Here is a 23,498-nt window from a genome sequence, read left to right as displayed (position 1 = left end):
CCGCACGAGGCGGCCGGCTGGAGCATTCAACACTGCAAGCGGGGCAATGTTTTACTGAGGTTCAGTTCGTTTTCGATTGTAGTAGGCGATTGCAATATGTCGCAGAAAAACGGAAAATTACCCTCATCTGGGGATTGACACGGGCAGTACTACTCGCCCATCTTCTTGTAGAACGCCCCCATCACGGGTGCGAGCAGCCCGGTCGGCGCGAACTGGGAGACCACGTTCATGGCCTTCGACAGGGGTCCGGGCACGACGCGGCGCTTGCCCGCGGCCATGGCCTCGAGGGTCTCGCGGGAGCAGGACTCGTAGGTGGTCCACAGGAAGTCGGGGACCACCTTGTCCACGATCGACTGCTCCTCGGCGGGGATCTCCGCCTCGCGGACGGGGCCGGGTGCCAGCAGGGTGCAGGTGACGCCGGTGCCCTTGAGCTCGTAGTGCAGGGCCTCGGTAAACGCGTTGACGCCGGCCTTGGTGAACACGTAGGTGGCGTTGTTGGGGATCGGGCCGTTGCCCGCCACGGAGCCGACGTTGCAGATGGCGCCGGTGCCGCGGGCGACCATGCCCGGCAGCACTGCGTGGGTGAGCTCGAAGACGGCGGTGGCGTTCAGCGAGAACTGCTTGGTCTCGTACCCCCAGTCCTGCTTGAGGAAGGGGCCGAAGGAGGCGATGCCTGCGGAGCTGATGAGGATGTTGATCTCGCGACCCTGGAGCTCTTCGATGAGTGCTGCGCGGGCGGTCTCGTCGGCGAGGTCGCAGGCGCGGACCTCGGCGACGATGGCATGCTTCTTCTCCAGCTCGTCGGCCAGCTCCTTGAGGATTTCCTCGCGGCGGGCGACCAGGATGAGGTTGTAGCCCATCGCGGCGAGGTCGCGGGCGATCGCCCGGCCGATGCCTTGGCTGGCGCCGGTGACTACGGCGCGGGCGTTCATCGTGGGAGCTGGTAGGGTCATGGGGCGTGGGCCTTTCGGTCAGGGATTTAACTGCCGCCTAGTCTACCTGTGCATTCGCTTTTCGACGCCCACGGCGACCGCCCTAGTCCAGGTGCCCCTCCACGATGACGTTGTAGTCGAGGTCCTGGGAGCCGTCGACCGAGCAGGCGATGAGCACGATGCGCCCGGGGATGGTCTCGTCGACCAGCTGGGTATCGTAGGCGGCCTCGTCCTTGTCCACGAGGTAAGCGGTGTCCACGACCCACTCGCGGGCGCCGGTGCCGTCCGACATCGTGATCTTCGAGCCGTTGAGCGCGGTGGAGTTGAACCGCCGCACGGTGACCCCCTCGTCGCCGGGGACGGTGACCGGGGCGTTCATGTCGGCGGTGGCAGTGACCAGCTCGGAGATCGGGTTGAACACGAGCTTCTGCTGGCCCCACGCGTGGCCGAGCACGTAGGTGGTGCCCTTCTCGGGCGTGGTGGGGGACTGCCCCCAGCCGGTGACCCAGCGGACCATTGTGTCCTGCGGGCCCGCGGGGTTGAGCGGGAGCTCGTAGGGCATCGAGTCGTAGGTGGCGCCGGTGATGGCGGCCGGGCCGTCCATCGTGAAGGATCCCACGCCGCCGGGGGCGGCACCCTTGTTGACGGCGGAGGCCTCGGTGGTCGGTGCCGCGGAGGAAGTGGTGGACGTCGCCACGCTGCTGGCGGGCGAGGATTCCTCGCCGTCCTTCGAGCAGGCGGTGGTAGCCGCCGCGAGGGTGGCGGCGGCGAGCAAGAGCGCGGCGGCCGTGGTTTTCTTCATCGTGTTCTTCGCTCCCGTGTCGCAATCGATCCCCAACTACCGACCCATCATAGGCAATTTCTCGCGCCGCGCAGAATGCGGCGGGTAGGCTGGGGCGCACATTGCCATCGATGCATATATAAGGAGACGATCATTTACCGTCACGCAGCAAGCCGCACACGCCTTGGCGAGGTGGCCCGATGATCGAGTTCCGCGACGTCTCCAAGGTCTATCCCGACGGCACCACCGCCGTCGACCACGTGTCCTTCACCGTGCCCGACAACACCACCACCGTGTTGGTCGGCTCCAGCGGCTCGGGCAAGTCCACGCTGATCTCCATGGTCAACCGCATGATCGACCCGACCGGCGGCCAGGTGCTGGTCGACGGCGTCGACGTGGCCACCAAGGACCCGGTGCGCCTGCGTCGCTCGATCGGCGATGTCCTCCAGCAGGGCGGGCTTTTCCCGCACCGCACCGCCATCGACAACGTCGCCGTCGTGCCCCGGCTCGCCGGCGCCAGCAAGGCCGAGGCGCGCAAGCGGGCGGGGGAGCTACTCGAGCTCGTCGGCATCGATGCGGCCATGTTCACCCGCTACCCGGCGCAGCTCTCCGGCGGGCAGCAGCAGCGCGTCGGCGTCGCCCGCGCGCTCGCCGCGGAGGCGAACGTGCTGCTCATGGACGAGCCGTTCTCGGCCGTCGACCCGATCGTGCGCCGGGAGCTGCAGCAGGAGGTCCGCCGCCTGCAGGCCGAGCTGGGCAAGACCGTCCTGTTTGTCACCCACGACATCGACGAGGCCTTCGCGCTCGCCGACGACATCATCGTCCTGCGTCCCGGCGGCACCATCGCCCAGCGCGGCAGCGCCGCGGATCTGCTCGCTCACCCCGCGGGCGAGTTCGTGGCGGACTTCCTCGGGATCAACTCCGGCAGCCGAAGGCTGAGCGTCGAAAAGCGTGGCGAAACCACCGTGGTCGTGGATGGAACCGGGCGCGTGGTGGGGGCGGTGCGGGAATGAATTGGATTTCGCACAATGTAAATAACATGGCGGAGCTGACGCTCACGCACCTGTGGCTGGCGCTCTCCGCGATCGCCATCGCGACCGTCATCTCCGTGCCCGTGGGCTGGATCGCGCAGCGCTTCTCGCTCGGCCGCACCGCGCTGTTGGGCCTGATCAGCGCCCTGTACGCCATTCCTTCGCTGCCGATGTTCATCCTCGTGCCCATCATCACGGGCACGTCCATGCGCTCGCAGGCGACGATGGTGATCGTCCTAAGCATCTACGCCGTCGCCGTGCTCACTCGCAGCTGCGCGGACGCGTTCGGCGCGGTCTCGCCCGCCGCGCGCACCTCGGCCGTCGCGGTTGGCTACTCGCCCTGGCAGTCCTTCCTCAACGTCGAGCTGCCGCTGGCCACTCCCGTCATCATCGCGGGCCTGCGCGTGGCCGCCGTCAGCACCGTCAGCCTCGTCACCGTCGGCGCCGTCGTGGGAATCAAGAGCCTGGGCACCCTGTTTACCGACGGCTTCCAGCGCAACATCGTGGCCGAGGTCGCCATGGGGCTCGTCCTCACCGTCGTGCTAGCCCTGCTTGTCGACGCCATGGTCGTCCTCCTCGGGCGACTGCTGACCCCGTGGACCCGCGCTCGGGGAGGGGTGGGCGCCTGATGGATCTCCTCAGCTCCTCGTTTTCCTGGCTTAGCGACGTCCACAACTGGACCGGCACCTCCGGCATCCTTTTGCGCCTAGTCCAACACCTCGGTATCACCGCCGTCGTGGTGGCCGTGGCCGCGCTCGTCGCGCTGCCCATAGGCATCGCCATCGGGCACTCCGGCCGCGGTAGCGGGGTAGTAGCCGCGGTGGCCGGCGCCGGGCGCGCGATCCCGACCCTTGGCCTGCTCACCCTGCTCGGTCTGTTCATCGGCATCGGGCTGCTCGCACCCTCCATCGCGCTCGTGGTGCTGGCGATCCCGCCGCTTTTGGCGGGCGCGTACGCGGGCGTGGCCAGCGTCGACCCGCTCGTTGTGAAATCCGCGCGCGCCATGGGCATGACCCCGTGGCAGCAGATCTCCCAGGTGGAGCTTCCGCTCGCGTGGCCGCTCATCCTCGGCGGGCTGCGCTCGGCCTGCGTGCAGGTCATCGCCACCGCGACCCTGGCCGCCTACACCGCCGACGCAGGGCTCGGGAGGTTCATCTTCGCAGGTCTCAAGACTCGCGACTATCCGCAGATGGTCGGCGGCGCGATCGTGGTGGTGCTGCTCGCGCTGCTGGTGGAGCTGGCGTTCTCGATCGTGCCGACGCGGCGCGCGAGCTAACTCCCGGGGCGACCCCGGGGAAGCCGGGCGCGTTTTCATTGGTGAGGAAGGAATGCGCTAACCTGTAAAGGTTGGAATTTCCCACATGCCTCCATAGCTCAGTGGATTAGAGCAGTCGGCTTCTACCCGATTGGTCGCGGGTTCGAATCCTGCTGGGGGCGCGCAGGTCAAAGGCACTTTTCGAGGTTCTTGCCGAGCCTCGGGAAGTGCCTTTTCGTGTGCTTGGAGACAGTCTGCTTTTCGCTCGGCCCGCGGCAATAGACTTGGGAGTATGCCCGCGCCGAGTGAGAAGAAGATGGGGCTTTCGCCCTGGGGGTTCGTCGTCACCTTTGGCGTCGTCAGCTTGCTGATGGACGTGGTCTACGAGGGGGCGCGCTCGATCACGGGACCCTTCCTTGGCTCGCTGGGTGCGAGCGCCGCGCTGGTGGGCGCGGTGACCGCGGCGGGGGAGGCGACCGCGCTGGCTCTGCGGCTGGTCTCCGGTCCCGCCGCCGACCGCACGCACCGCTACTGGGCGTGGACGATCGCTGGCTACCTGCTCACCGCCGCGGCGGTCCCGGCGCTGGCGCTGCCGCTCGGTGTCGCGGGCGCATCGGCACTCATCCTGCTCGAGCGCGTCGGCAAGGCCGTGCGCAGCCCCGCAAAAGACACGCTCATCTCGCACGCTGGCAGCGAGACCGGCCGCGGCAAGGCCTTCGCCATCCACGAGGCGCTCGACCAGACTGGTGCGTTCGCCGGGCCGCTGCTGGTCGCGGCGGTGCTGGCCGCAACGGGCGGCTACTCCACGGGCTTCGCCATCCTGGCGATCCCCGGTGCGATCGCCATGGTGATCCTGTTCTGGCTGGCCAGGAAGGTGCCCGAGCCCGCCCGCTACGAGGCGACGGTCGAGGAAACCGAGGGCGACGCGGTTGCGCTCTCGCCCGACTTCTGGCGCTACGCCGTCTTCGTCGCGCTGACGATGGCCGGATACGCCACCTTCGGGCTCATCGGCTACCACCTTTCCGAGCGTGGCATCGCGCCGGTGGCCTCCATCCCGGTCATCTACGCGATCGCGATGGGCGTGGACGCCATCGCTGCCCTCATCACGGGCAAGTACTACGACCAGATCGGCATCAAGGTGCTGGTTTCCTTGCCAATCCTCGCTGGGCTTGGCACCGTGCTGTCGTTTAGCGGCGGTTTCTGGACGGCGATCGCGGGCGTGCTCATCTGGGGCGCCGCGATGGGCGTGCAGGAAAGCACGCTGCGCGCTGGCGTTGCCGACCTCGTGCCGAAACAGCGCCGCGCCACCGCCTACGGGCTGTTCGCCGCCTTCTACGGCGCGGCTTGGTTCGTGGGCGGCACGCTCCTGGGTTACCTCTACGAGAAGTCGACCGCCGGGCTGGTTGCCGTCTGCCTAGCGATGCAGGTGGCGGCGCTGGTCATGCTGCTTTTGACGAGGCAGCGTGGTTCCGCCACGTCAGATCGTTGACACGAGGACGGATCGCCCATCATTCCCCAATGATCAGCCCATATTCTAGGAGATAGTCAACGACCGGGTCGATCTCGTCGAAGACATAGGCTCGGGCGAGGAGATCTTGAAACTTCCTTGATACCTCGATGTCATCTGGATCAAATGGTGCGCAAAGGTATTCGGACAGCGGAAGATGGATGTTGGCGGTGAGCAATGCCGTGCGTTTATTTCCATCCTCAAATGGTTGTGCCTTGGCGAGGAGCACGAATATCCACGCGGCTTGTCGACGACGGTCGCCTTGAGTGAGCGCGGATCGAAGCAGTCCATCAATTTCCCCTGGTTCGAGCGCCGGTGGCATGTGGCGACCATAGGAAGTGGACACACCGATGTTCTGCTCTTTCGTACGCAGCTTGCCCGGGCGCAGCGCGGCCGATCGGGTCATGGCCCGATGCATCTCGTTCACGATTGCCTCGCTCACCGGTGATTGAACGCTCTTGTGGTGCACCGCAATCTCTGCTGCGTCTCGCAGGTCATTGAGTAGGTCAAGGTCTGCGCGAGAAACGATGCCAGAGTCATCGCCGCTCTGGAGGAAGGACCTCGTCGAAAGCTCGCTCGAGCGGAGGTTGTCGAAGACCGTTCCCGCTGTGTAAAGAACCTTCACCAATTTGTCGCTGAGCATTGTTTCCTAACTTGAGAGATGAAATTCAGGCTATAAATTCAGACTATTGCGGTGTGGCGTGAACCCGAATTACGCAAGGATTTTCGATCAAATACCCGAGTGTCGTGGGGGATGGCTAAGTTCACACATTGTGATGAGATCAAGATTCAGTTTCGGCTTTGGGCCCCGCAAGTGCGGGGAAGGTGAGAAAAACCAGCCTGGCAACTTAAAAAAGAACGGCTCATCTCCGCCACTGCAGAGAAATTGTTCTTCTCGAGGCTACATCCTACCGAGAGGTGAGTTATACTCGAAAACAGAAACAACCTAATTTCTTATTTAAATTGAGGATTTCGATGAATTGGGAAATGTTTGCAACTGCTTTAGGTGCCCAGACAAGGTCAGTGTTAGCCAAGTCGGGCGACGAGTCAGGGCCGATGAATCTCGCCCAGCACATGGCGGATTCTGGCGCGGTCGCCGAGTACGTGTGGGATAACTATCTTTCTCATCAGACGAAAGAATTCCTCATCAAGGCGACGAGCCTCTCGCGGGAAGAGGTTCGAGTCCTAGCGATCTGGTGTGCAGCAGCCCACGATATCGGCAAGGCTTCCATCTGCTTTCAGGAAAAGCTCGTGGATCCCACCTCCAAGCGTTCGCTCATCGATTCCGTCATGGATGCGGGGCTGCCAGTGAACATGGATCTTCTGGAAAAACAAAACAAGCCCTATCACGCGGCGTTCTCTGGCGCGATCCAGCTCGAATGGCTCTGCAACAATGGTGCGCGCCGGCGCAAGGTTCTGCCCCTCGTATCTGTGGCCGAGGCGCATCATGGTCTGCCTGCAGATGCATCGACGCGAGGCCTGGTAAGGGATATTGTTGACGACTACCCCGCCGGCTGGAAAGCGGTGCACCGTGAGCTGCTCGACTCGCTTGCGCAGGTCACAGGGATTTCTGACCTGCTTAGTCGACTGGATTATTTGCCTGCCGGCGCGATTGAAGTCCTCACAGGATTCGTCGTGATGTGCGACTGGATCGCCTCGAACACCGAAGCATTTCCGACGCAACGACGAGGGGATCAAGCATCCCGTGTGATCCAAGGAATGGCCCAGGTCGAGTTGACCCATCCGTGGATAGGAGAAGTCTGCGAATTGGTCATCCGGGATCCAAAATCCGAGTATTTGTCTTCCTTTGGATGGCCAGAGGACGCAAGCCCCAGGGAAGTTCAGGTTCAGGCGCTTCGCGCGGCTGTCGAAGCTGCGGTGCCCGCCTTGGTCATCATCGAAGCCCCGACCGGAGAAGGGAAGACTGAGGCGGCCTTCAAGGTGGCCGAAATCTTGGGTAAGAAGTCAGGAGCCCAAGGGGTGGTGCTTGCTGCCCCGACGATGGCGACTGCCAATGGCCTGTTTGATCGCTTCAAGGACTGGGCGAAGACAATTACTCCGCCCGATACCATCAGCTCTCTTTATTTGGCACATTCGAAGAATCGCCTCCTGAGCAGCTACAACAATCTTCGGCTTCGGAACATCGGTGACGATGACAAGGCAGGTGGCGACGTGGTGGCAGGAAGCTGGCTGAGTGGCCGGAAGAAGGGGATGCTCTCCAACTTCGTCATCGGTACGGTGGATCAGGTTTTGATGATGGCGCTGCAGATGCGGCACTCCATGCTCCGGCACGTTGCGTTGTCCGGAAAGGTAGTCATCATAGACGAGTGCCATGCCTACGACGCGTACACGAGCTCCTACCTCCAAACCACGCTCAAGTGGCTCGCGGAATACGGCGCCTCGGTGATCATGCTCAGTGCGACCCTCCCGTTGGAAAGCAAGCGTTCCTTTGTTGAGGCGTATTCATCAGCGTGGAAGTCTAAGCTGCCGATGCCTCAATCGACGGCGTATCCACTCATCACCATTGCCAGTGAGAAGGGACTCTCGGAAATCGAGGTTGCTCCGCGTGGCAATGACGCAGAGGCTGAGATCCGGTTCATCGAAGATGACCTAACCACCTTGGTAGCAGAGGTTCGGTCTGCGACAGAGGATGGTGGCTGTATCCTCGTCATTTCGAATACAATTCGCCGCGCCCAGGAAAGCTTTGAAGCTTTGGCCGCCGAATTCCCAGGCGAGGTGGAGCTTCATCACTCCGCATTCGCGGCCAATGACCGGTCGGCCAAAGAGGAACGCCTCCTTCAAGCGCTTGGCAAGAAGTCTCATCGAGGCAGCGGCCGCCCGCACCGCCTTATCGTGTGTGGAACACAAGTCCTGGAGCAGAGCCTCGACATCGACGCCGACCTGCTCATTACCGACATAGCCCCCATCGACTTGATAATCCAACGCCTAGGAAGAGTCCACAGGCATTCAGGGCACAGCGGCGACCGACCGGAGCGTATGAAGTCGCCAATGGTCTTGATCCGCGGTATCAGGGGGACCACTCCGACACCTGAGTTCGATCCTGGCACCGAAGCAATCTACGACAACAGCATCCTTCTGGGGACGTATTACCTGCTGACCTCGCGTTTTGGCGCAAAGCCCTTCAAGAGGCCCGAGGATGTTCCGGATTCGGTCCAGTTCGTCTACGACACTTCTCGTGTAAGGAGTGAGATTCCCGAGGAGTGGAGAAAGGCATGGGAAGAGGCGGTCGACACAAGCGTTTCCGATCGTGCGCAATTGCTTCAACGTGCGGGGGTCTTTCAACTGCCTGCTCCTAAAGACGCGAAGAACCTTGGTGCGCTGTTTGAGAGAATCGGGCCTCGGCAGAGGGCGGATCAGGAGGACATTCGCGCACGAGCCCAGGTCCGTGACACCGACCCGTCCATCGAGGTCATTCCCATCATCGGAAATGACTATGGTTACCGCGCCCTGAGCTCGAGTGATGAGACCATGCACATAGATGGGGAGATTCTTGATTTCCCGCAAGCCCTCGAGCTCGCATCCTCTTCGCTGAGGTTGCCCAGCAGATTCGCGAGGTATGAGTCGGTCTTCGAGGCCACCATCACCCAGCTTGAGCTTGATACCCCCGAGGGGTGGGCGAAAAGCCCCCTTTTGAAGGGGGAAGTAGCTCTCAGGCTGGATGAAAATAACCGGATCACGCTGGGAAAAGTTGTCTTGGAATATTCTCACGAAATTGGGCTCCATGAAGTTGAGCGGAAATGATCCTTCTAACCGAAAATAGGGATTAAGAATCTCTTTATCGATTGTTTCATTAGCTTCAACGGAACCCCCTTACTGAAGGAGACAGAAATGACTTTTTCGCTTCTCGACGAACCATGGATTCCTTGCGTTCTCGAGAACGGTGAGCAAGCGGACTTGGGCATTAGGCAAGTCTTTGACGGCTCGAATCCCGTAAAAGAGGTCCGGGCGGATTCCCCGGTTCAGACCTACGCTCTTGTTAGGCTTTTGCTAGCAATCTATTGGCGCGCGCATGGCCCAGAAATGGATGCCGACTTTCGCGACGCTGATGCCATCGATGCAGTGATTGACTGGTACGAAACACAGCAAGAATCGGCACGAAACAACAGTCCTGATGAAGCAGTACTCGAGTACCTGAAGTTGCACGAGGATCGCTTCGACCTCCTGCACCCTGAGACTCCCTTCATGCAGGTTGCCGATCTGGCTACACAGAGCGGTGGTCATTCACAGATTCAGAGAATTGTGCCGGAGGCCGAGAACGAATACTTTACGATGCGTGCAGGTGAGGCGCGGTCATGGGTTGGCTTCGGAGAAGCTGCTAGGTGGGTCGTTTACACGCAGGCCTTCGACTATTCCGGAATTAAGTCCGGTGCCCTTGGCGATCCGCGGGTGAAGGGAGGGCGTGGGTATCCGATCGGTACGGGATGGACCGGAATGACTGGTGGAACCCTCGTCGTCGGCGCAAATCTGCGAGAGACACTTGTCCTGAATACGGTTTGGAAAAATTACGATCCAGGTGACCAACCGAGTTGGGAGCGCCCTCAAGATTCTTCGGAGCAGCGCGATAACTCCATGGCGGATTCTGTTGTGCCCCGTGGTGCCTCCGACCTCGCCACTTGGCAGTCTAGGCGGATCAAACTTTTTGTCGTAGGAGACAAGGTCACAGGAGTACTCGTCTCAAACGGCGACAAGATACCAGACGCTGGCGCCAATCTCCTCGACGATCCAATGACTCCCCACCGCTATAGCGCCAACAAGTCGAAGAAGGGACAGCCGGTTTACTACCCGCGCCCGTATGGTACCGAGAGAACGATGTGGAGGAGCCTTTCTCCGCTCATCTCCATTGACGGCGATCTTGGCTTCACTCCTAAAGACCTTGCGCCGAAGCGCCCGAAGACGCTGACTTTCCTCGCTGACTTGTCTGAGCAAGAGCCTGACCTTGTCCCAAAGCTCTTGAAGCTTGAATTATTTTCAGTTGAATACGGTCCAAAAGGTTCTTCCGTCGCCACGGTCGTGCATTACGGGCTGGACCTCCCGATTGCGCTCTTCTTTGAGGAGAAGTCCCGTGTACAACGAAGGAAGCTTCTAGACGCGGCCAAGTCCACCAACGATGCCGCAGTAGCCCTTGGCAGTTTTGCGGGGCAGCTGCTCGTCGCCGCGGGAGGAGAATACGAATTCCAGCCGTATCCCACGGATACCGCTCTCGGAATCCTCGAGCCGCGCTTCCTGACCTGGCTTTCTCACCTGAACGTTGGCGACATGGACAACCAAATAGCGGAGTGGCAGAAGGAAGTTCGCCAAACAATCCTCGAGCAAGCGGCGGTGCTCGTGAAAGGTGCTGGGCCGAAAGCCCTCGTCGGGCGCATCACCGACTCTGGAGAGAAGGTCCACATCCAGTCGGCCAGCACCGCGATGATGTGGCTACGAAAGAAGTTGAAAGAGGCCTTGCCTCTTGCCTTTGAATCTGAGGATCAGAACCGTGAAGAAAAGGAGAATGATCGATGACTCAACCCTCGACAAAAGATGAGTCGCCATTGGCCGTCGGAAAGCCGCGATTGCGCTTTTCAGTGTCAAACACTGCCGAATGGCTGCAACATAGCTACCTCGGAAACGTAACGCACTCGGCAAAGGCCGAAGCGCGCGCGGAACTCGCGCAACTGCGAAAGCTCGCGGGCCAGCCAATTGATCGGGATCCGTTGGCGATCAGCCTAGTGCTTGGCACCCTGCAGCCGGATCTGAGCGATCGCGAGCTGGGGCAGGGGAATAAGGCGTCACCGTCTGAGAATGCGGCATTCCATGCCTTGACCCTGTTTGCCCTGCACATGCAGGGGGCAACGAGCAAGATGCACGTGGAGAATGCGACCTTTGCTTCCGCCTGCGGGCGCCTCGTTCAGCAAAGCGAGTCCGGCTCCATCAAGCCGCGTTTCGACGCCATGGTCCTTGCCCGCAATTCGCGTTCGCGCCTCATTCACGCGCGCAATCTGATCTCACTGCTTCGGAACAACCATCTCGGTTTCGACTACGGACGTTTCGCGGTCGATCTGCGTGACCTGGAAAATCCCAAGCGGAAGAATGGGGTTCTGCTGCGATGGGGCCGTGATTTTGCCATCGGCCGGCCGTCGGGAACACCCAGCGAAGAAACCGAAACCACCACGGAAAACTAGAGAAAGCATTGAAAGGAAACCCCAATGTCCCTCGTCATTGATATTCACGCCCTGCAGACCCTTCCCCCGAGCCTGATCAACCGCGACGACACCGGTGCGCCTAAGAGCGCGGTGTTCGGCGGAGTGCCCCGCCAGCGAGTCTCCTCGCAGTCGTGGAAGCGCGCGATTCGTTTGGACTTCGAAAAGCATCTGCCCGCTGGAAGCGTGGGCTTCCGCACCCGCAAAGTCGTGGAGATCGTTGCTGAGAAGATCCACAGCCTGGATGAGTCCATTGAGATGGCCGATGCCATCAAGCTGGCGGAGAGCGTCTTCAAGGCTGCGGGCATCAAGATCACCGAAAAGAAGGTCAAGAAGGGCGACGAGATTGTAGTGGGAGCACCGGAGGCAGGCTACCTCGTCTTCCTCAGCCCCCGTCAGATCGAGGCGGCCGCGAAGCTGGCGATCGAAGGCGAAGGCAAGCCAGATAAGAAGAAGGCGAAGGAAGCGATCGACACCAAGCACAGCATCGACATCGCGATGTTCGGCCGCATGCTTGCCGACGATCCGTCCTACAACGTCGATGCCTCGGTCCAGGTTGCGCACGCCCTGGGCATTCACGAGTCCGAGCCAGAGTTCGACTACTTCACCGCCGTCGATGACTTCGTCGAGGACAACGAGGAAACAGGCGCCGGCATGATCGGCACGGTCCAGATGATGTCTTCCACCCTTTACCGCTTTGCGACCATCGACGTTGAATCGCTGGGTGAGAATCTTGGTGACCACCCTGCAGCACGTGAGGCCGCGGTGGCGTTTATCAAGAGCTTCATCACGAGCCTTCCCACCGGTAAGCAAAACACCTTCGCCAACAACACTCTTCCCGAGCTTGTCTACGTCGCTATCCGCGACGGGCGTTCCGTGTCCCTAGTCAACGCCTTCGAGGAGCCGGTCGGCTCGGATCAAGAGGCCGGACGTCGAGCCGAGGGTGCGAAGAAGCTGGCAACGGAGGAGCGCCAGATCGAGGAAACCTATGGCTTTGTTCCGCTGAAGGCCTTCGTAATGGGCCTCGGAGAGTTGGGTGCTCCGTTTGCGGACCTCGCGGAGGCAGCCACCTTGGATGAGCTTTCCGCATCCGTCGCTGCGTTCTTGGAGGAGCGATCGAAGTGACCGCCACCCTTTTGCTTCGGCTGAAGGGGCCCTTGCAGTCATGGGGCGACGACAGCCGATACAACATTCGAACCACGGGACAAGTCCCCACAAAGTCCGGGGTCTTGGGACTCTTGGCAGCGGCCCAAGGGCGTCGGCGGACGGACCCCATCGAGGATCTCGCGGGGCTCACCTTCGCGGTGCGTGTTGACCAGCCCGGAACCCTGCTCAAGGACTACCAGACTGCGGAAAAGTGGCAGACTGGCGGCGGAACGAGGCTAGTGACGCGTTACTTTCTCGAGGACGCTGTCTTTGTTTCGGCGATTGAGAGTGAGGACAATGAATTCATTGAGTCGCTGGCTAGAGCAGTGAACAGCCCCCGCTTTCCGCTGTTCTTGGGGCGGCGCTCGTGCCCCGCGTCTCCCGATCTTTTCGTAGGAACGGTGGACAAGGACGCGGTGACGGCGCTGAAGGAACTTCCGTGGCAGGCATCCAAGTCGCATCGCGTAAAGCGCGCGAAGAAGGTCAATCTGCCGATCTTCAGGGATGCCGGTCCCAACGAAAGCGGGGTATCTCGTCAAGACGTACCTCTGTCCTTTTCCCAGGAGCATCGGAAGTATGGCTGGCGCCAAGTCGTTCATGACTTGCGCGGCGTCGAGGTTGATAATCCGCTAGGGCAGCACGACGACCCCTTCATGGAGGCGGTGATGTCGGTATGACCAGCTTCACGAGGATCCTGCTAAATCCTGAGCGGCGGCAAGCCCGAAAGTTGCTCACCAACCCCCAAGCGATGCACGCCGCCGTGCGCGGAGCCTTTCCTCCTGATCTCAGCGATGAGTCCCGAGTGCTCTGGCGCCTCGACAAGCGGGGCCACGAGTATGTGCTCTATGTGGTTGGCCCCGAGGCCAGCGACGCGAGCCACATCGTGGAGCAGGCCGGTTGGGCGACGCGGCCGCCCGAGATCGCCGATTACATGCCCCTGCTCGGTTCGCTTCGAAAAGGTCAGCAGTGGAACTTCGAGCTAGTGGCCAACCCGACCAAGTCGGAATTCAAGAAGAATTCCAAGCGTGGAAAGGTGGTGTCGCTCGTGGGGAATGAGGGACAAGCCCAGTGGCTCGAGGATCGGGCGGCGAAGGGCGGATTCGCGCTCAAGGAGTGCGCTATCGTCGAACGCTCGCATCTGCGTTTCAACAAAGGCGAGGAGTCCAATCGACGGCGAGTTGCGTTGCAGGCGGTGCGGTACCGTGGCGTCCTTGAGGTCACTGATCCCGATCAGCTGCGACAAGTGCTTGTCGACGGCTTGGGCAGAGGTCGTGCCTATGGGTGCGGCCTCCTAACCCTCGCTCGGCGGTAGGGCCGGCCATGTCTGAGAACCCCAGCAGCACGCCGCTCGACCGCATCGCCTTGTCCAAGGTAGAGGAGAGGATCTCGTTTCTCTACGCGGAGAAAGCGACGATCAACCGCGACAATAATGCGCTCACGATTCACGACTATCGCGGAGTCGCGCATGTGCCCGCCGCGGATCTCGCGGTGCTGCTGCTGGGGCCAGGTACGCGGGTTACCTACGCAGCCATGGCGCTGCTTGGCGACGCCGGAGTGAGCGTCGTCTGGGTAGGGGAGAAGGGCATTCGCTATTACGCCCACGGGCGACCGCTCGCGAAGACCTCCAGAAACGCCATGGCTCAGGCGGCAATCGTGACCAATCAGCGCCGGCGGCTGTTTTGCGCGCGGCAAATGTACGCCATGCGCTTTCCTGGTGAGGACGTCTCGCGACTCAGCATGGCTCAGCTGCGCGGCCGCGAGGGCGCACGAATGAAGCGAATCTACTCCGAACACAGCGCCCGAACTGGCGTCTACTGGAGTCGACGAAGCTACAACCCCGCCGACTTCGATGCTGGCGACCCCATCAATCGGGCCCTCACGGCTGCCAATGCCGCCCTATACGGCGTCGCCCACGCCGTCATTGTCAGCCTCGGATTCAATCCTGCGCTGGGCATCGTTCACCAAGGCACGGACAGAGCCTTCGTCTACGATCTCGCCGATTTGTACAAGGCCGAGATCACGATACCCGCGGCATTTGATGCCGTGGCCGGGGCACAAATGGATGCTGACCGGTACGTTCGGCATTTCGTTCGTGACAAGGTCGTCGAAAAGCGTCTTTTGCAACGCATGGTGAAGGATCTCCTTTTCCTCATGGAGATCGACTCTGAGGCGGAGAACATCGAGGCGGAACTGCGACTGTGGAGCGACCTTGAGACCGTTGCGAGCGGAATCAACTGGGAGGAAGAGTGACGCGATGATGGTCTTGGTCGTGACCGCCTGTCCAGCTGGCTTACGTGGCGACCTCACGAAATGGCTGATGGAGATATCGCCAGGCGTGTTCGTCGGGCGGCCTAGCGCCCGTGTTCGCGACGCGGTGTGGGAGCGGACCTGCGACCTTGTTCGCGACGGGCGCGCGATCCTCGTCCACAACGCGGCGAATGAGCAGGGCTTCGACTTCAAAGTGCACCGAAACGACTGGGTGCCGACGGACTTCGATGGCATCAAACTCATGATTCGCCCTGACAAGAGGCAGCGCACCGCGCGCCGGACCGGATGGAGCAAAGCTCGCAGGATGCGCTGACACTCGCAGCACCTCATGAACTCCAACCTGGCGAAGGTCATTTCGGAAAAGCAAGTTGCATGTAATAGCATGAAAACGGCTCCAAAAACGCACGTCAGCAAGAGTGCGCCCCGCACCTGCGGGGATGAGCCCCACTGGCGACAACGGCAAAAATGGTGGCGAGAGTGCGCCCCGCACCTGCGGGGATGAGCCCATGATCGACCCCTTGAGAGATGAGCCGGACTGGTGCGCCCCGCACCTGCGGGGATGAGCCCCGGCCAATCCTGCGTGCTTCTGGTGTCGTACCGTGCGCCCCGCACCTGCGGGGATGAGCCCACCAAATATGATCCATCAACGATCACATCGGAGTGCGCCCCGCACCTGCGGGGATGAGCCTAGTCAACTGACAACCTTTAGAACTGCGCATATGTGCGCCCCGCACCTGCGGGGATGAGCCGTGATCCCGCTCTAACCGGGGACGGCACCGCTAGTGCGCCCCGCACCTGCGGGGATGAGCCCCTCACTAGACTTCGCCACCGAGTCCAGCCTTGGTGCGCCCCGCACCTGCGGGGATGAGCCGGTGCCGGACTGGTCGAAGCCGGTGGGGGCGTCGTGCGCCCCGCACCTGCGGGGATGAGCCCTACAGGCCGAGCTTGACGGTCTGCAGGCCCCCGTGCGCCCCGCACCTGCGGGGATGAGCCCACTATCCTGCCGACCTTGGTGAAATACCAGGTGTGCGCCCCGCACCTGCGGGGATGAGCCGCCCTTCACCAGTAGGAACGGCTTGTTGTTTGAGTGCGCCCCGCACCTGCGGGGATGAGCCCGGTTGTCCGCACCCAATCCCACGCGGCTGCGAGTGCGCCCCGCACCTGCGGGGATGAGCCCGCGGGCACCGTTGCGCAGCGCGCCGGTTTCGAGTGCGCCCCGCACCTGCGGGGATGAGCCCGCGTGCGCAGAACTTGATTCAGGCGGCGCTGGGTGCGCCCCGCACCTGCGGGGATGAGCCGGAGCTTTCTAATGGCATCAACCATTAACTCTGGTGCGCCCCGCACCTGCGGGGATGAGCCCTCCGCGCCCGCGGCGATGTTGTGGGTCTGGAGGTGCGCCCCGCACCTGCGGGGATGAGCCGACGTGGAAAATGCGCGCAAATGCCGTCAGGAAGTGCGCCCCGCACCTGCGGGGATGAGCCCCCTCATAGCACTCTCGTGCGCCCTCATGCTCAGTGCGCCCCGCACCTGCGGGGATGAGCCGAAGACAACCACCTCCTAGAAAGCCCCTACGGCGTGCGCCCCGCACCTGCGGGGATGAGCCCCTTGGCGGATGCGACGCCGAGGTAGACGGCGGGTGCGCCCCGCACCTGCGGGGATGAGCCGAGGATTCCCCAATCGTCGACAAGATTCTGAAGGTGCGCCCCGCACCTGCGGGGATGAGCCGACTTTTAAGGCGGTCAGCGCGGTGCTCGGTGGGTGCGCCCCGCACCTGCGGGGATGAGCCTCCGGCCTTCATGTACTCAAAAATCGGATACAGGTGCGCCCCGCACCTGCGGGGATGAGCCCACCCGACCCCATGACAGTCTTGATATCATCACGTGCGCCCCGCACCTGCGGGGATGAGCCTACCCATCCCATTACGGTGAATGATCTGGTACTGTGCGCCCCGCACCTGCGGGGATGAGCCCGCACCTTGAAGGTCAGCGCGACCTCGGTCGAGGTGCGCCCCGCACCTGCGGGGATGAGCCGCATTCTTGAGCCAGTCGAGCGTATTGCCGAAGGTGCGCCCCGCACCTGCGGGGATGAGCCCCAGCGGCGGATACCGCCTGGCTGCGTTCCACGGTGCGCCCCGCACCTGCGGGGATGAGCCGTCGATTCGCTTCCCCGGTGGCCCGCTGCATAAGTGCGCCCCGCACCTGCGGGGATGAGCCTTCTCCTTATCGGCACGTGTTTTAAAACACACAGTGCGCCCCGCACCTGCGGGGATGAGCCGCACGCCACCAGGAAACGCGACCCATGGTCCGAGTGCGCCCCGCACCTGCGGGGATGAGCCCGGTGAGGAAGTGCAGCGACTCTTTTTCCGCACGTGCGCCCCGCACCTGCGGGGATGAGCCGGCGCAGGCCATAGCGACAGGGGCGGCCGCACTGTGCGCCCCGCACCTGCGGGGATGAGCCCGAGTGGCTGGGGTGGACGGTTGAGAAGTCGCGGTGCGCCCCGCACCTGCGGGGATGAGCCCGGGCACGAGAACGCTTTGCCACAGCCATGTTGGTGCGCCCCGCACCTGCGGGGATGAGCCCGCCAAAAGCGCCGAATCCTGCGCCTCAACCTGGTGCGCCCCGCACCTGCGGGGATGAGCCGGATACGCCGCATACGGTACGGGTCGACTACAAGTGCGCCCCGCACCTGCGGGGATGAGCCTGTGGTGTATGAGGAGCGCATAGCAAGGCTCCGGTGCGCCCCGCACCTGCGGGGATGAGCCCACGACGCGCCTACAGCGTCGCCGAAACCGCGGGTGCGCCCCGCACCTGCGGGGATGAGCCCGTCTCCGCCGTGAGGCGGAGCCTACGAGGGCGGTGCGCCCCGCACCTGCGGGGATGAGCCCTGTGCTTACCCCGGGATTGTCGGTCTCGAGCGGTGCGCCCCGCACCTGCGGGGATGAGCCGTATGCGGGGGCGGTGATGGCGGGCATGATGTTGTGCGCCCCGCACCTGCGGGGATGAGCCCTTCGCACGCGCACTCGCATCACGCTTCACCACGTGCGCCCCGCACCTGCGGGGATGAGCCGGACATCAAGAGCTTCGGTGGTAAGAAGCAGATGTGCGCCCCGCACCTGCGGGGATGAGCCCCCGCCGCGCATGTGGGCGTGGCTCTGCGCCCCGTGCGCCCCGCACCTGCGGGGATGAGCCGGAAAGACTGTGACAATTGACACTATCAAGATCGTGCGCCCCGCACCTGCGGGGATGAGCCCGCGTTCCGTGGTTCACTGGACGAGCTGCGGGCGTGCGCCCCGCACCTGCGGGGATGAGCCTACATCAGGACAATGTTCGGGTATTACCTCGCCGTGCGCCCCGCACCTGCGGGGATGAGCCCAACACGCTCCAGCACAAATTGTGGGGGCATGTGTGCGCCCCGCACCTGCGGGGATGAGCCCTCCACCGTCGTCGGCTCCACCTCCGACACACGGTGCGCCCCGCACCTGCGGGGATGAGCCGCCCAGGCGTACATCCAAGAACGCGAAAAGCACGTGCGCCCCGCACCTGCGGGGATGAGCCCCACGGTAAGCCAACCGCCAAAGGCAGGAAGTGGTGCGCCCCGCACCTGCGGGGATGAGCCGTCCACGGCGACCTTCGAGGGCATGCTCGGCAAGTGCGCCCCGCACCTGCGGGGATGAGCCGACACCATCTTGACCACCCAGGACGGGACATCCGTGCGCCCCGCACCTGCGGGGATGAGCCGGAAATCAAGAAGATTTCCTCGAAGCGAAGCAAGTGCGCCCCGCACCTGCGGGGATGAGCCCTCGACGGGAATTGCCGAGGTAAATATCCACGCGTGCGCCCCGCACCTGCGGGGATGAGCCGGGTCGCGTTTGAAACGCGAACCCGTCAAACCGGTGCGCCCCGCACCTGCGGGGATGAGCCGAACACTATGAGGCTCCTGCAGGCATTCCGCCAGTGCGCCCCGCACCTGCGGGGATGAGCCCCGGTGACGGTCACGCCGGTCACACCGGCAGTGGTGCGCCCCGCACCTGCGGGGATGAGCCGCCTTCGAGAGATTCGCGTATCCGATCGTCACAGTGCGCCCCGCACCTGCGGGGATGAGCCGACCATCTTCTCGCGCGCCGTAATCGACAAGAAGTGCGCCCCGCACCTGCGGGGATGAGCCTCATTCGGCTGCATCCTGACCAGTGTTTCCCCGGTGCGCCCCGCACCTGCGGGGATGAGCCCGCCGTCTCCGTCCGCTCCGGCGAGTGGGTAGCGTGCGCCCCGCACCTGCGGGGATGAGCCGCCCACGGGTGGAAAGAACTCCCACTGGTCAAGGTGCGCCCCGCACCTGCGGGGATGAGCCCTCTAGGTGTAAGGAAAAAACACCACCCCAAGGGTGCGCCCCGCACCTGCGGGGATGAGCCCGCCCGCCGCAAAGTAAGCCTTGATGCTCCGCCGTGCGCCCCGCACCTGCGGGGATGAGCCCTGGTACACGTCACGGCCCGGGGTGTATCCCGGGTGCGCCCCGCACCTGCGGGGATGAGCCGTTGGCGGCGGCGGTTTTTGATGTTGAGGTGACGTGCGCCCCGCACCTGCGGGGATGAGCCGAAGCCAACCTCCGAGAAATAAAGATCGGCGGCGTGCGCCCCGCACCTGCGGGGATGAGCCCCGGCGGCAGTAGCCATATCTTAGCCTCCTAGAGTGCGCCCCGCACCTGCGGGGATGAGCCCGGCGGCGGCGGCGGCGGATTCTCGCTCGGTGCTGCGTGCGCCCCGCACCTGCGGGGATGAGCCCAAATCATCGTTGATGGCCTTCGTGAAAACCCCGTGCGCCCCGCACCTGCGGGGATGAGCCCGGCTTGTTGTTTGAGAACTCAATAGTGCATAGGTGCGCCCCGCACCTGCGGGGATGAGCCCAAGGCATTCCATTCGTGTGGCGTCCTCTGGTAGTGCGCCCCGCACCTGCGGGGATGAGCCTTCCGAGCAGAAACTTCAGTAGGTCACTGGTGGGTGCGCCCCGCACCTGCGGGGATGAGCCGAAGTTCTGCTGGGTTTGCCATGAAACCTAGTTGTGCGCCCCGCACCTGCGGGGATGAGCCGTACCTTTGGATCAGCTCGAAGCACTCGTTGGAGTGCGCCCCGCACCTGCGGGGATGAGCCGTACCTTTGGATCAGCTCGAAGCACTCGTTGGAGTGCGCCCCGCACCTGCGGGGATGAGCCCCCTTCCGGCACAGGCTAAGAATCAAGTGAGGGGTGCGCCCCGCACCTGCGGGGATGAGCCCGGCAGAACAATCGCGCAATGATCAGGATTTCAGTGCGCCCCGCACCTGCGGGGATGAGCCCGCGCCCCACCCCCAGTCAGGAGCGAGGTCGTAGTGCGCCCCGCACCTGCGGGGATGAGCCCCGTGGGTGGTCTACGATTTGCCGGAGGGGCCGGTGCGCCCCGCACCTGCGGGGATGAGCCGTCCGCACCGTCTCGAAACGCTTCGAGGGTGGAGTGCGCCCCGCACCTGCGGGGATGAGCCGCGATCCTGACAGGTCGGCTCGCGCACAAGCTCGTGCGCCCCGCACCTGCGGGGATGAGCCGGTCACAAGCGAATACGGACTCCCAGCCCAGCTGTGCGCCCCGCACCTGCGGGGATGAGCCCTGGTTCAAGGACATGTGCCAGTACGGGTTTTCGTGCGCCCCGCACCTGCGGGGATGAGCCGCTCAAGCAGGAAGCTGCTGACAAGGCCCTCGAGTGCGCCCCGCACCTGCGGGGATGAGCCCTGGAAGTGTAAATAAGAAAAGCCACCCCTCGGGGTGCGCCCCGCACCTGCGGGGATGAGCCCACCGGCTACCGCGCCGATTCCGAGCGAGTTTTGTGCGCCCCGCACCTGCGGGGATGAGCCATCTCGCCGATCGTCGGAATGTCGTCGGGCTCGGTGCGCCCCGCACCTGCGGGGATGAGCCGAAGCTGTCCGGGTTTTTCAATGAGATGGTCCCGTGCGCCCCGCACCTGCGGGGATGAGCCACGGTGCCCGACCACAAGCCCGAGCAGTCCCAGGGTGCGCCCCGCACCTGCGGGGATGAGCCTCTCCACGGAGCTGTAGTGGGTGGGTGTGAGGAGTGCGCCCCGCACCTGCGGGGATGAGCCGACCACCGCCGCGATCGACTACAACGACGATGGGTGCGCCCCGCACCTGCGGGGATGAGCCACCAGCACCAACCCCCAAGCGAGCCAAGAACGGGGTGCGCCCCGCACCTGCGGGGATGAGCCCACATCTTGCTCAATGCGGTGGGTACTCGTCATGTGCGCCCCGCACCTGCGGGGATGAGCCCCAGGTCGCGTCATCTATTCCGAGGATGTTTTGGTGCGCCCCGCACCTGCGGGGATGAGCCGTCACCACACCATGAATGACGAAGCAGTAAACGGTGCGCCCCGCACCTGCGGGGATGAGCCGGACACGTCGCCCACCTCGGTAACCTGCGCATCGTGCGCCCCGCACCTGCGGGGATGAGCCCTGACCAGACACACCCAGCAGCTTTAGATCCGCGTGCGCCCCGCACCTGCGGGGATGAGCCGAAGACGGCAGAATCGGCGTGGAATTTCCTGCGGTGCGCCCCGCACCTGCGGGGATGAGCCGAAACTCGCCGCCGTGATTGACCAGGATTTTGAGTGCGCCCCGCACCTGCGGGGATGAGCCGGAAATGGCCACTAGTCCGGGCGGTTATTGGACGTGCGCCCCGCACCTGCGGGGATGAGCCTGGGGTGGGCGTGCTGGATGATGAGGTGTAGCCGTGCGCCCCGCACCTGCGGGGATGAGCCTGATGTTTCGTGAGACCATCACGGATTTTCGCCGTGCGCCCCGCACCTGCGGGGATGAGCCCCGGCGATCATGTTGGTGCGGGTGGCGGGGAGGGTGCGCCCCGCACCTGCGGGGATGAGCCCATGGCTGTGAAGCGGATGGTGGATGATGGCCGGTGCGCCCCGCACCTGCGGGGATGAGCCCGCGTTCCAGACCGCGGTCGATGGTATCGCGAAGTGCGCCCCGCACCTGCGGGGATGAGCCAGAATGCTTCCAAAACGTCGATGGCTTCGAGGCCGTGCGCCCCGCACCTGCGGGGATGAGCCCGGGGACAGGAAGGCTACGAAGCCCACCAAACAGTGCGCCCCGCACCTGCGGGGATGAGCCCGGTGCGCGGCGGTGTCCCGCCCTTCAACGGGGGTGCGCCCCGCACCTGCGGGGATGAGCCCGCGACCGGCTCCATGCAGGACACCTACACCGCGTGCGCCCCGCACCTGCGGGGATGAGCCCTCCACAGTACGTCTCCGGTGTGATCACCTACGGTGCGCCCCGCACCTGCGGGGATGAGCCCGCATGCACAAAATCGTGCAAATGCGCGTCATCGTGCGCCCCGCACCTGCGGGGATGAGCCGTCACCTACAACGGCGTGGTGTACGAATCCACAGTGCGCCCCGCACCTGCGGGGATGAGCCCACCGACCGCGTCGCCTCCGCAGACTGCTGCAAGTGCGCCCCGCACCTGCGGGGATGAGCCCTTTGCGACACGAATGCGCAGCTCGGGAAGAACGTGCGCCCCGCACCTGCGGGGATGAGCCGGCGTGAACTTTCGACCGCGCTGGCTGAAAAATGTGCGCCCCGCACCTGCGGGGATGAGCCGTAACCACACCATGAATGACGAAGCAGTAAACGGTGCGCCCCGCACCTGCGGGGATGAGCCCTGGCCAACCTACAGCAGCTTCCTCACCGACCTGTGCGCCCCGCACCTGCGGGGATGAGCCCGCGATCAGCGCGGCGAGAATCCACAGCAGAATGTGCGCCCCGCACCTGCGGGGATGAGCCCGCCGTCTCCGTCCGCTCCGGCGAGTGGGTAGCGTGCGCCCCGCACCTGCGGGGATGAGCCCTCGCTGCAGGGGCGCCTGGACTCGCTCAAGGGGTGCGCCCCGCACCTGCGGGGATGAGCCCCTCCCCCCTGTTTGGTGGGAGGTTTTTTCATAGTGCGCCCCGCACCTGCGGGGATGAGCCCTACCGTCCTACCTCGCCATGCTCGACATGGTTGTGCGCCCCGCACCTGCGGGGATGAGCCTATCCCCGCGAATGGCGTGGCCGATCTCGTGAGGTGCGCCCCGCACCTGCGGGGATGAGCCTCGGCGGAGCCTCAGGCGCACCAGGCGGATCCGGTGCGCCCCGCACCTGCGGGGATGAGCCCAATGTTTGAGCACATTGCCCCATCGCTGAGGGGTGCGCCCCGCACCTGCGGGGATGAGCCCTCCACGCCGCCCTGCTTGCGGCCCGGCATCTCGTGCGCCCCGCACCTGCGGGGATGAGCCCGGGGCGGGGACACGTCAACCCGCTATCCGTTGGTGCGCCCCGCACCTGCGGGGATGA

Annotated in this window: 15 protein-coding genes, 1 tRNA gene and 1 CRISPR repeat array (1 of these 17 cut by a window edge); of the genes, 13 read left to right on the top strand and 3 right to left on the bottom strand. The window is 63.8% G+C overall.

Features of this window, described 5'->3' with window-relative positions:
* Positions 1 to 149: 149 nt before the first annotated feature.
* Both cmrA and B843_RS10310 read right to left on the bottom strand, forming a co-directional pair.
* Entirely contained in the window at positions 150 to 953 is an 804-nt protein-coding gene (cmrA, locus tag B843_RS10315; protein WP_025253427.1) for a mycolate reductase, read from the bottom strand.
* A gap of 82 nt (positions 954 to 1,035) precedes the next feature.
* Positions 1,036 to 1,734 carry a sortase domain-containing protein gene (locus tag B843_RS10310; protein ID WP_038595468.1) on the bottom strand — a complete coding sequence of 233 codons (699 nt, stop codon included), beginning with the start codon at positions 1,732 to 1,734 and terminating at the stop codon, positions 1,036 to 1,038.
* Positions 1,735 to 1,913: 179 nt separating this feature from the next.
* Between B843_RS10310 and B843_RS10305 the strand changes: the two genes are divergently transcribed.
* From B843_RS10305 to B843_RS10285, 5 genes are all read left to right on the top strand, one after another.
* On the top strand, positions 1,914 to 2,726 hold the full coding sequence (locus B843_RS10305) for an ABC transporter ATP-binding protein (protein WP_025253424.1): 813 nt from the start codon (positions 1,914 to 1,916) through the stop codon (positions 2,724 to 2,726).
* A gap of 26 nt (positions 2,727 to 2,752) precedes the next feature.
* On the top strand, positions 2,753 to 3,373 hold the full coding sequence (locus tag B843_RS10300; RefSeq protein ID WP_244877322.1) for an ABC transporter permease: 621 nt from the start codon (positions 2,753 to 2,755) through the stop codon (positions 3,371 to 3,373).
* Positions 3,373 to 4,020: an ABC transporter permease gene (locus B843_RS10295; RefSeq protein ID WP_025253422.1), complete on the top strand. Its 648-nt coding sequence runs from the start codon at positions 3,373 to 3,375 to the stop codon at positions 4,018 to 4,020. Before B843_RS10300 ends, B843_RS10295 begins: the two co-directional genes overlap by 1 nt.
* 87 nt (positions 4,021 to 4,107) lie before the next feature.
* A tRNA-Arg gene (locus tag B843_RS10290) sits at positions 4,108 to 4,181 on the top strand.
* Positions 4,182 to 4,291: 110 nt separating this feature from the next.
* Positions 4,292 to 5,488, top strand: a complete 1,197-nt coding sequence (locus tag B843_RS10285; protein WP_038595465.1) for an MFS transporter — start codon at positions 4,292 to 4,294, stop codon at positions 5,486 to 5,488.
* 19 nt (positions 5,489 to 5,507) lie between these two features.
* On the opposite strand, the gene B843_RS10280 is transcribed toward B843_RS10285, so the two are convergent.
* Positions 5,508 to 6,149 (bottom strand): Fic family protein, encoded by a 642-nt coding sequence (locus B843_RS10280; protein ID WP_025253420.1) that lies wholly within the window; start codon positions 6,147 to 6,149, stop codon positions 5,508 to 5,510.
* 275 nt (positions 6,150 to 6,424) lie between these two features.
* Between B843_RS10280 and cas3 the strand changes: the two genes are divergently transcribed.
* The 8 genes from cas3 (at position 6,425) to cas2e (ending at position 15,433) form a co-directional block, all read left to right on the top strand.
* Positions 6,425 to 9,268: a CRISPR-associated helicase Cas3' gene (gene cas3, locus B843_RS10275; RefSeq protein ID WP_155895146.1), complete on the top strand. Its 2,844-nt coding sequence runs from the start codon at positions 6,425 to 6,427 to the stop codon at positions 9,266 to 9,268.
* 87 nt (positions 9,269 to 9,355) lie between these two features.
* Complete coding sequence (gene casA / locus B843_RS10270; RefSeq protein ID WP_038595463.1) at positions 9,356 to 11,029, top strand: type I-E CRISPR-associated protein Cse1/CasA; 1,674 nt, start codon at positions 9,356 to 9,358, stop codon at positions 11,027 to 11,029.
* On the top strand, positions 11,026 to 11,688 hold the full coding sequence (gene casB, locus B843_RS10265) for a type I-E CRISPR-associated protein Cse2/CasB (protein ID WP_051483496.1): 663 nt from the start codon (positions 11,026 to 11,028) through the stop codon (positions 11,686 to 11,688). The genes casA and casB overlap by 4 nt, the downstream gene beginning before the upstream one ends.
* Positions 11,689 to 11,712: 24 nt before the next feature.
* On the top strand, positions 11,713 to 12,831 hold the full coding sequence (cas7e, locus tag B843_RS10260; protein ID WP_025253416.1) for a type I-E CRISPR-associated protein Cas7/Cse4/CasC: 1,119 nt from the start codon (positions 11,713 to 11,715) through the stop codon (positions 12,829 to 12,831).
* Positions 12,828 to 13,529 (top strand): type I-E CRISPR-associated protein Cas5/CasD, encoded by a 702-nt coding sequence (gene cas5e, locus B843_RS10255; RefSeq protein ID WP_025253415.1) that lies wholly within the window; start codon positions 12,828 to 12,830, stop codon positions 13,527 to 13,529. The genes cas7e and cas5e overlap by 4 nt, the downstream gene beginning before the upstream one ends.
* Entirely contained in the window at positions 13,526 to 14,164 is a 639-nt protein-coding gene (cas6e, locus tag B843_RS10250; RefSeq protein ID WP_025253414.1) for a type I-E CRISPR-associated protein Cas6/Cse3/CasE, read from the top strand. The genes cas5e and cas6e overlap by 4 nt, the downstream gene beginning before the upstream one ends.
* A gap of 8 nt (positions 14,165 to 14,172) precedes the next feature.
* Complete coding sequence (cas1e, locus tag B843_RS10245) at positions 14,173 to 15,102, top strand: type I-E CRISPR-associated endonuclease Cas1e (RefSeq protein ID WP_025253413.1); 930 nt, start codon at positions 14,173 to 14,175, stop codon at positions 15,100 to 15,102.
* Between the two features lie 4 nt (positions 15,103 to 15,106).
* Positions 15,107 to 15,433, top strand: a complete 327-nt coding sequence (cas2e, locus tag B843_RS10240; RefSeq protein WP_034652775.1) for a type I-E CRISPR-associated endoribonuclease Cas2e — start codon at positions 15,107 to 15,109, stop codon at positions 15,431 to 15,433.
* A 103-nt stretch (positions 15,434 to 15,536) separates the two neighbouring features.
* Positions 15,537 to 23,498: a CRISPR direct-repeat array (repeat unit 28 nt; unit sequence GTGCGCCCCGCACCTGCGGGGATGAGCC) (it continues 3,968 nt past the right edge of the window).

Origin of the sequence: Corynebacterium vitaeruminis DSM 20294 (assembly GCF_000550805.1) — a bacterium.
Classification (GTDB): Bacteria; Actinomycetota; Actinomycetes; order Mycobacteriales; family Mycobacteriaceae; genus Corynebacterium; species Corynebacterium vitaeruminis.
Note: the sequence above shows the minus strand (reverse complement) of the source record. Positions and strands in the feature narration are given on the sequence as shown.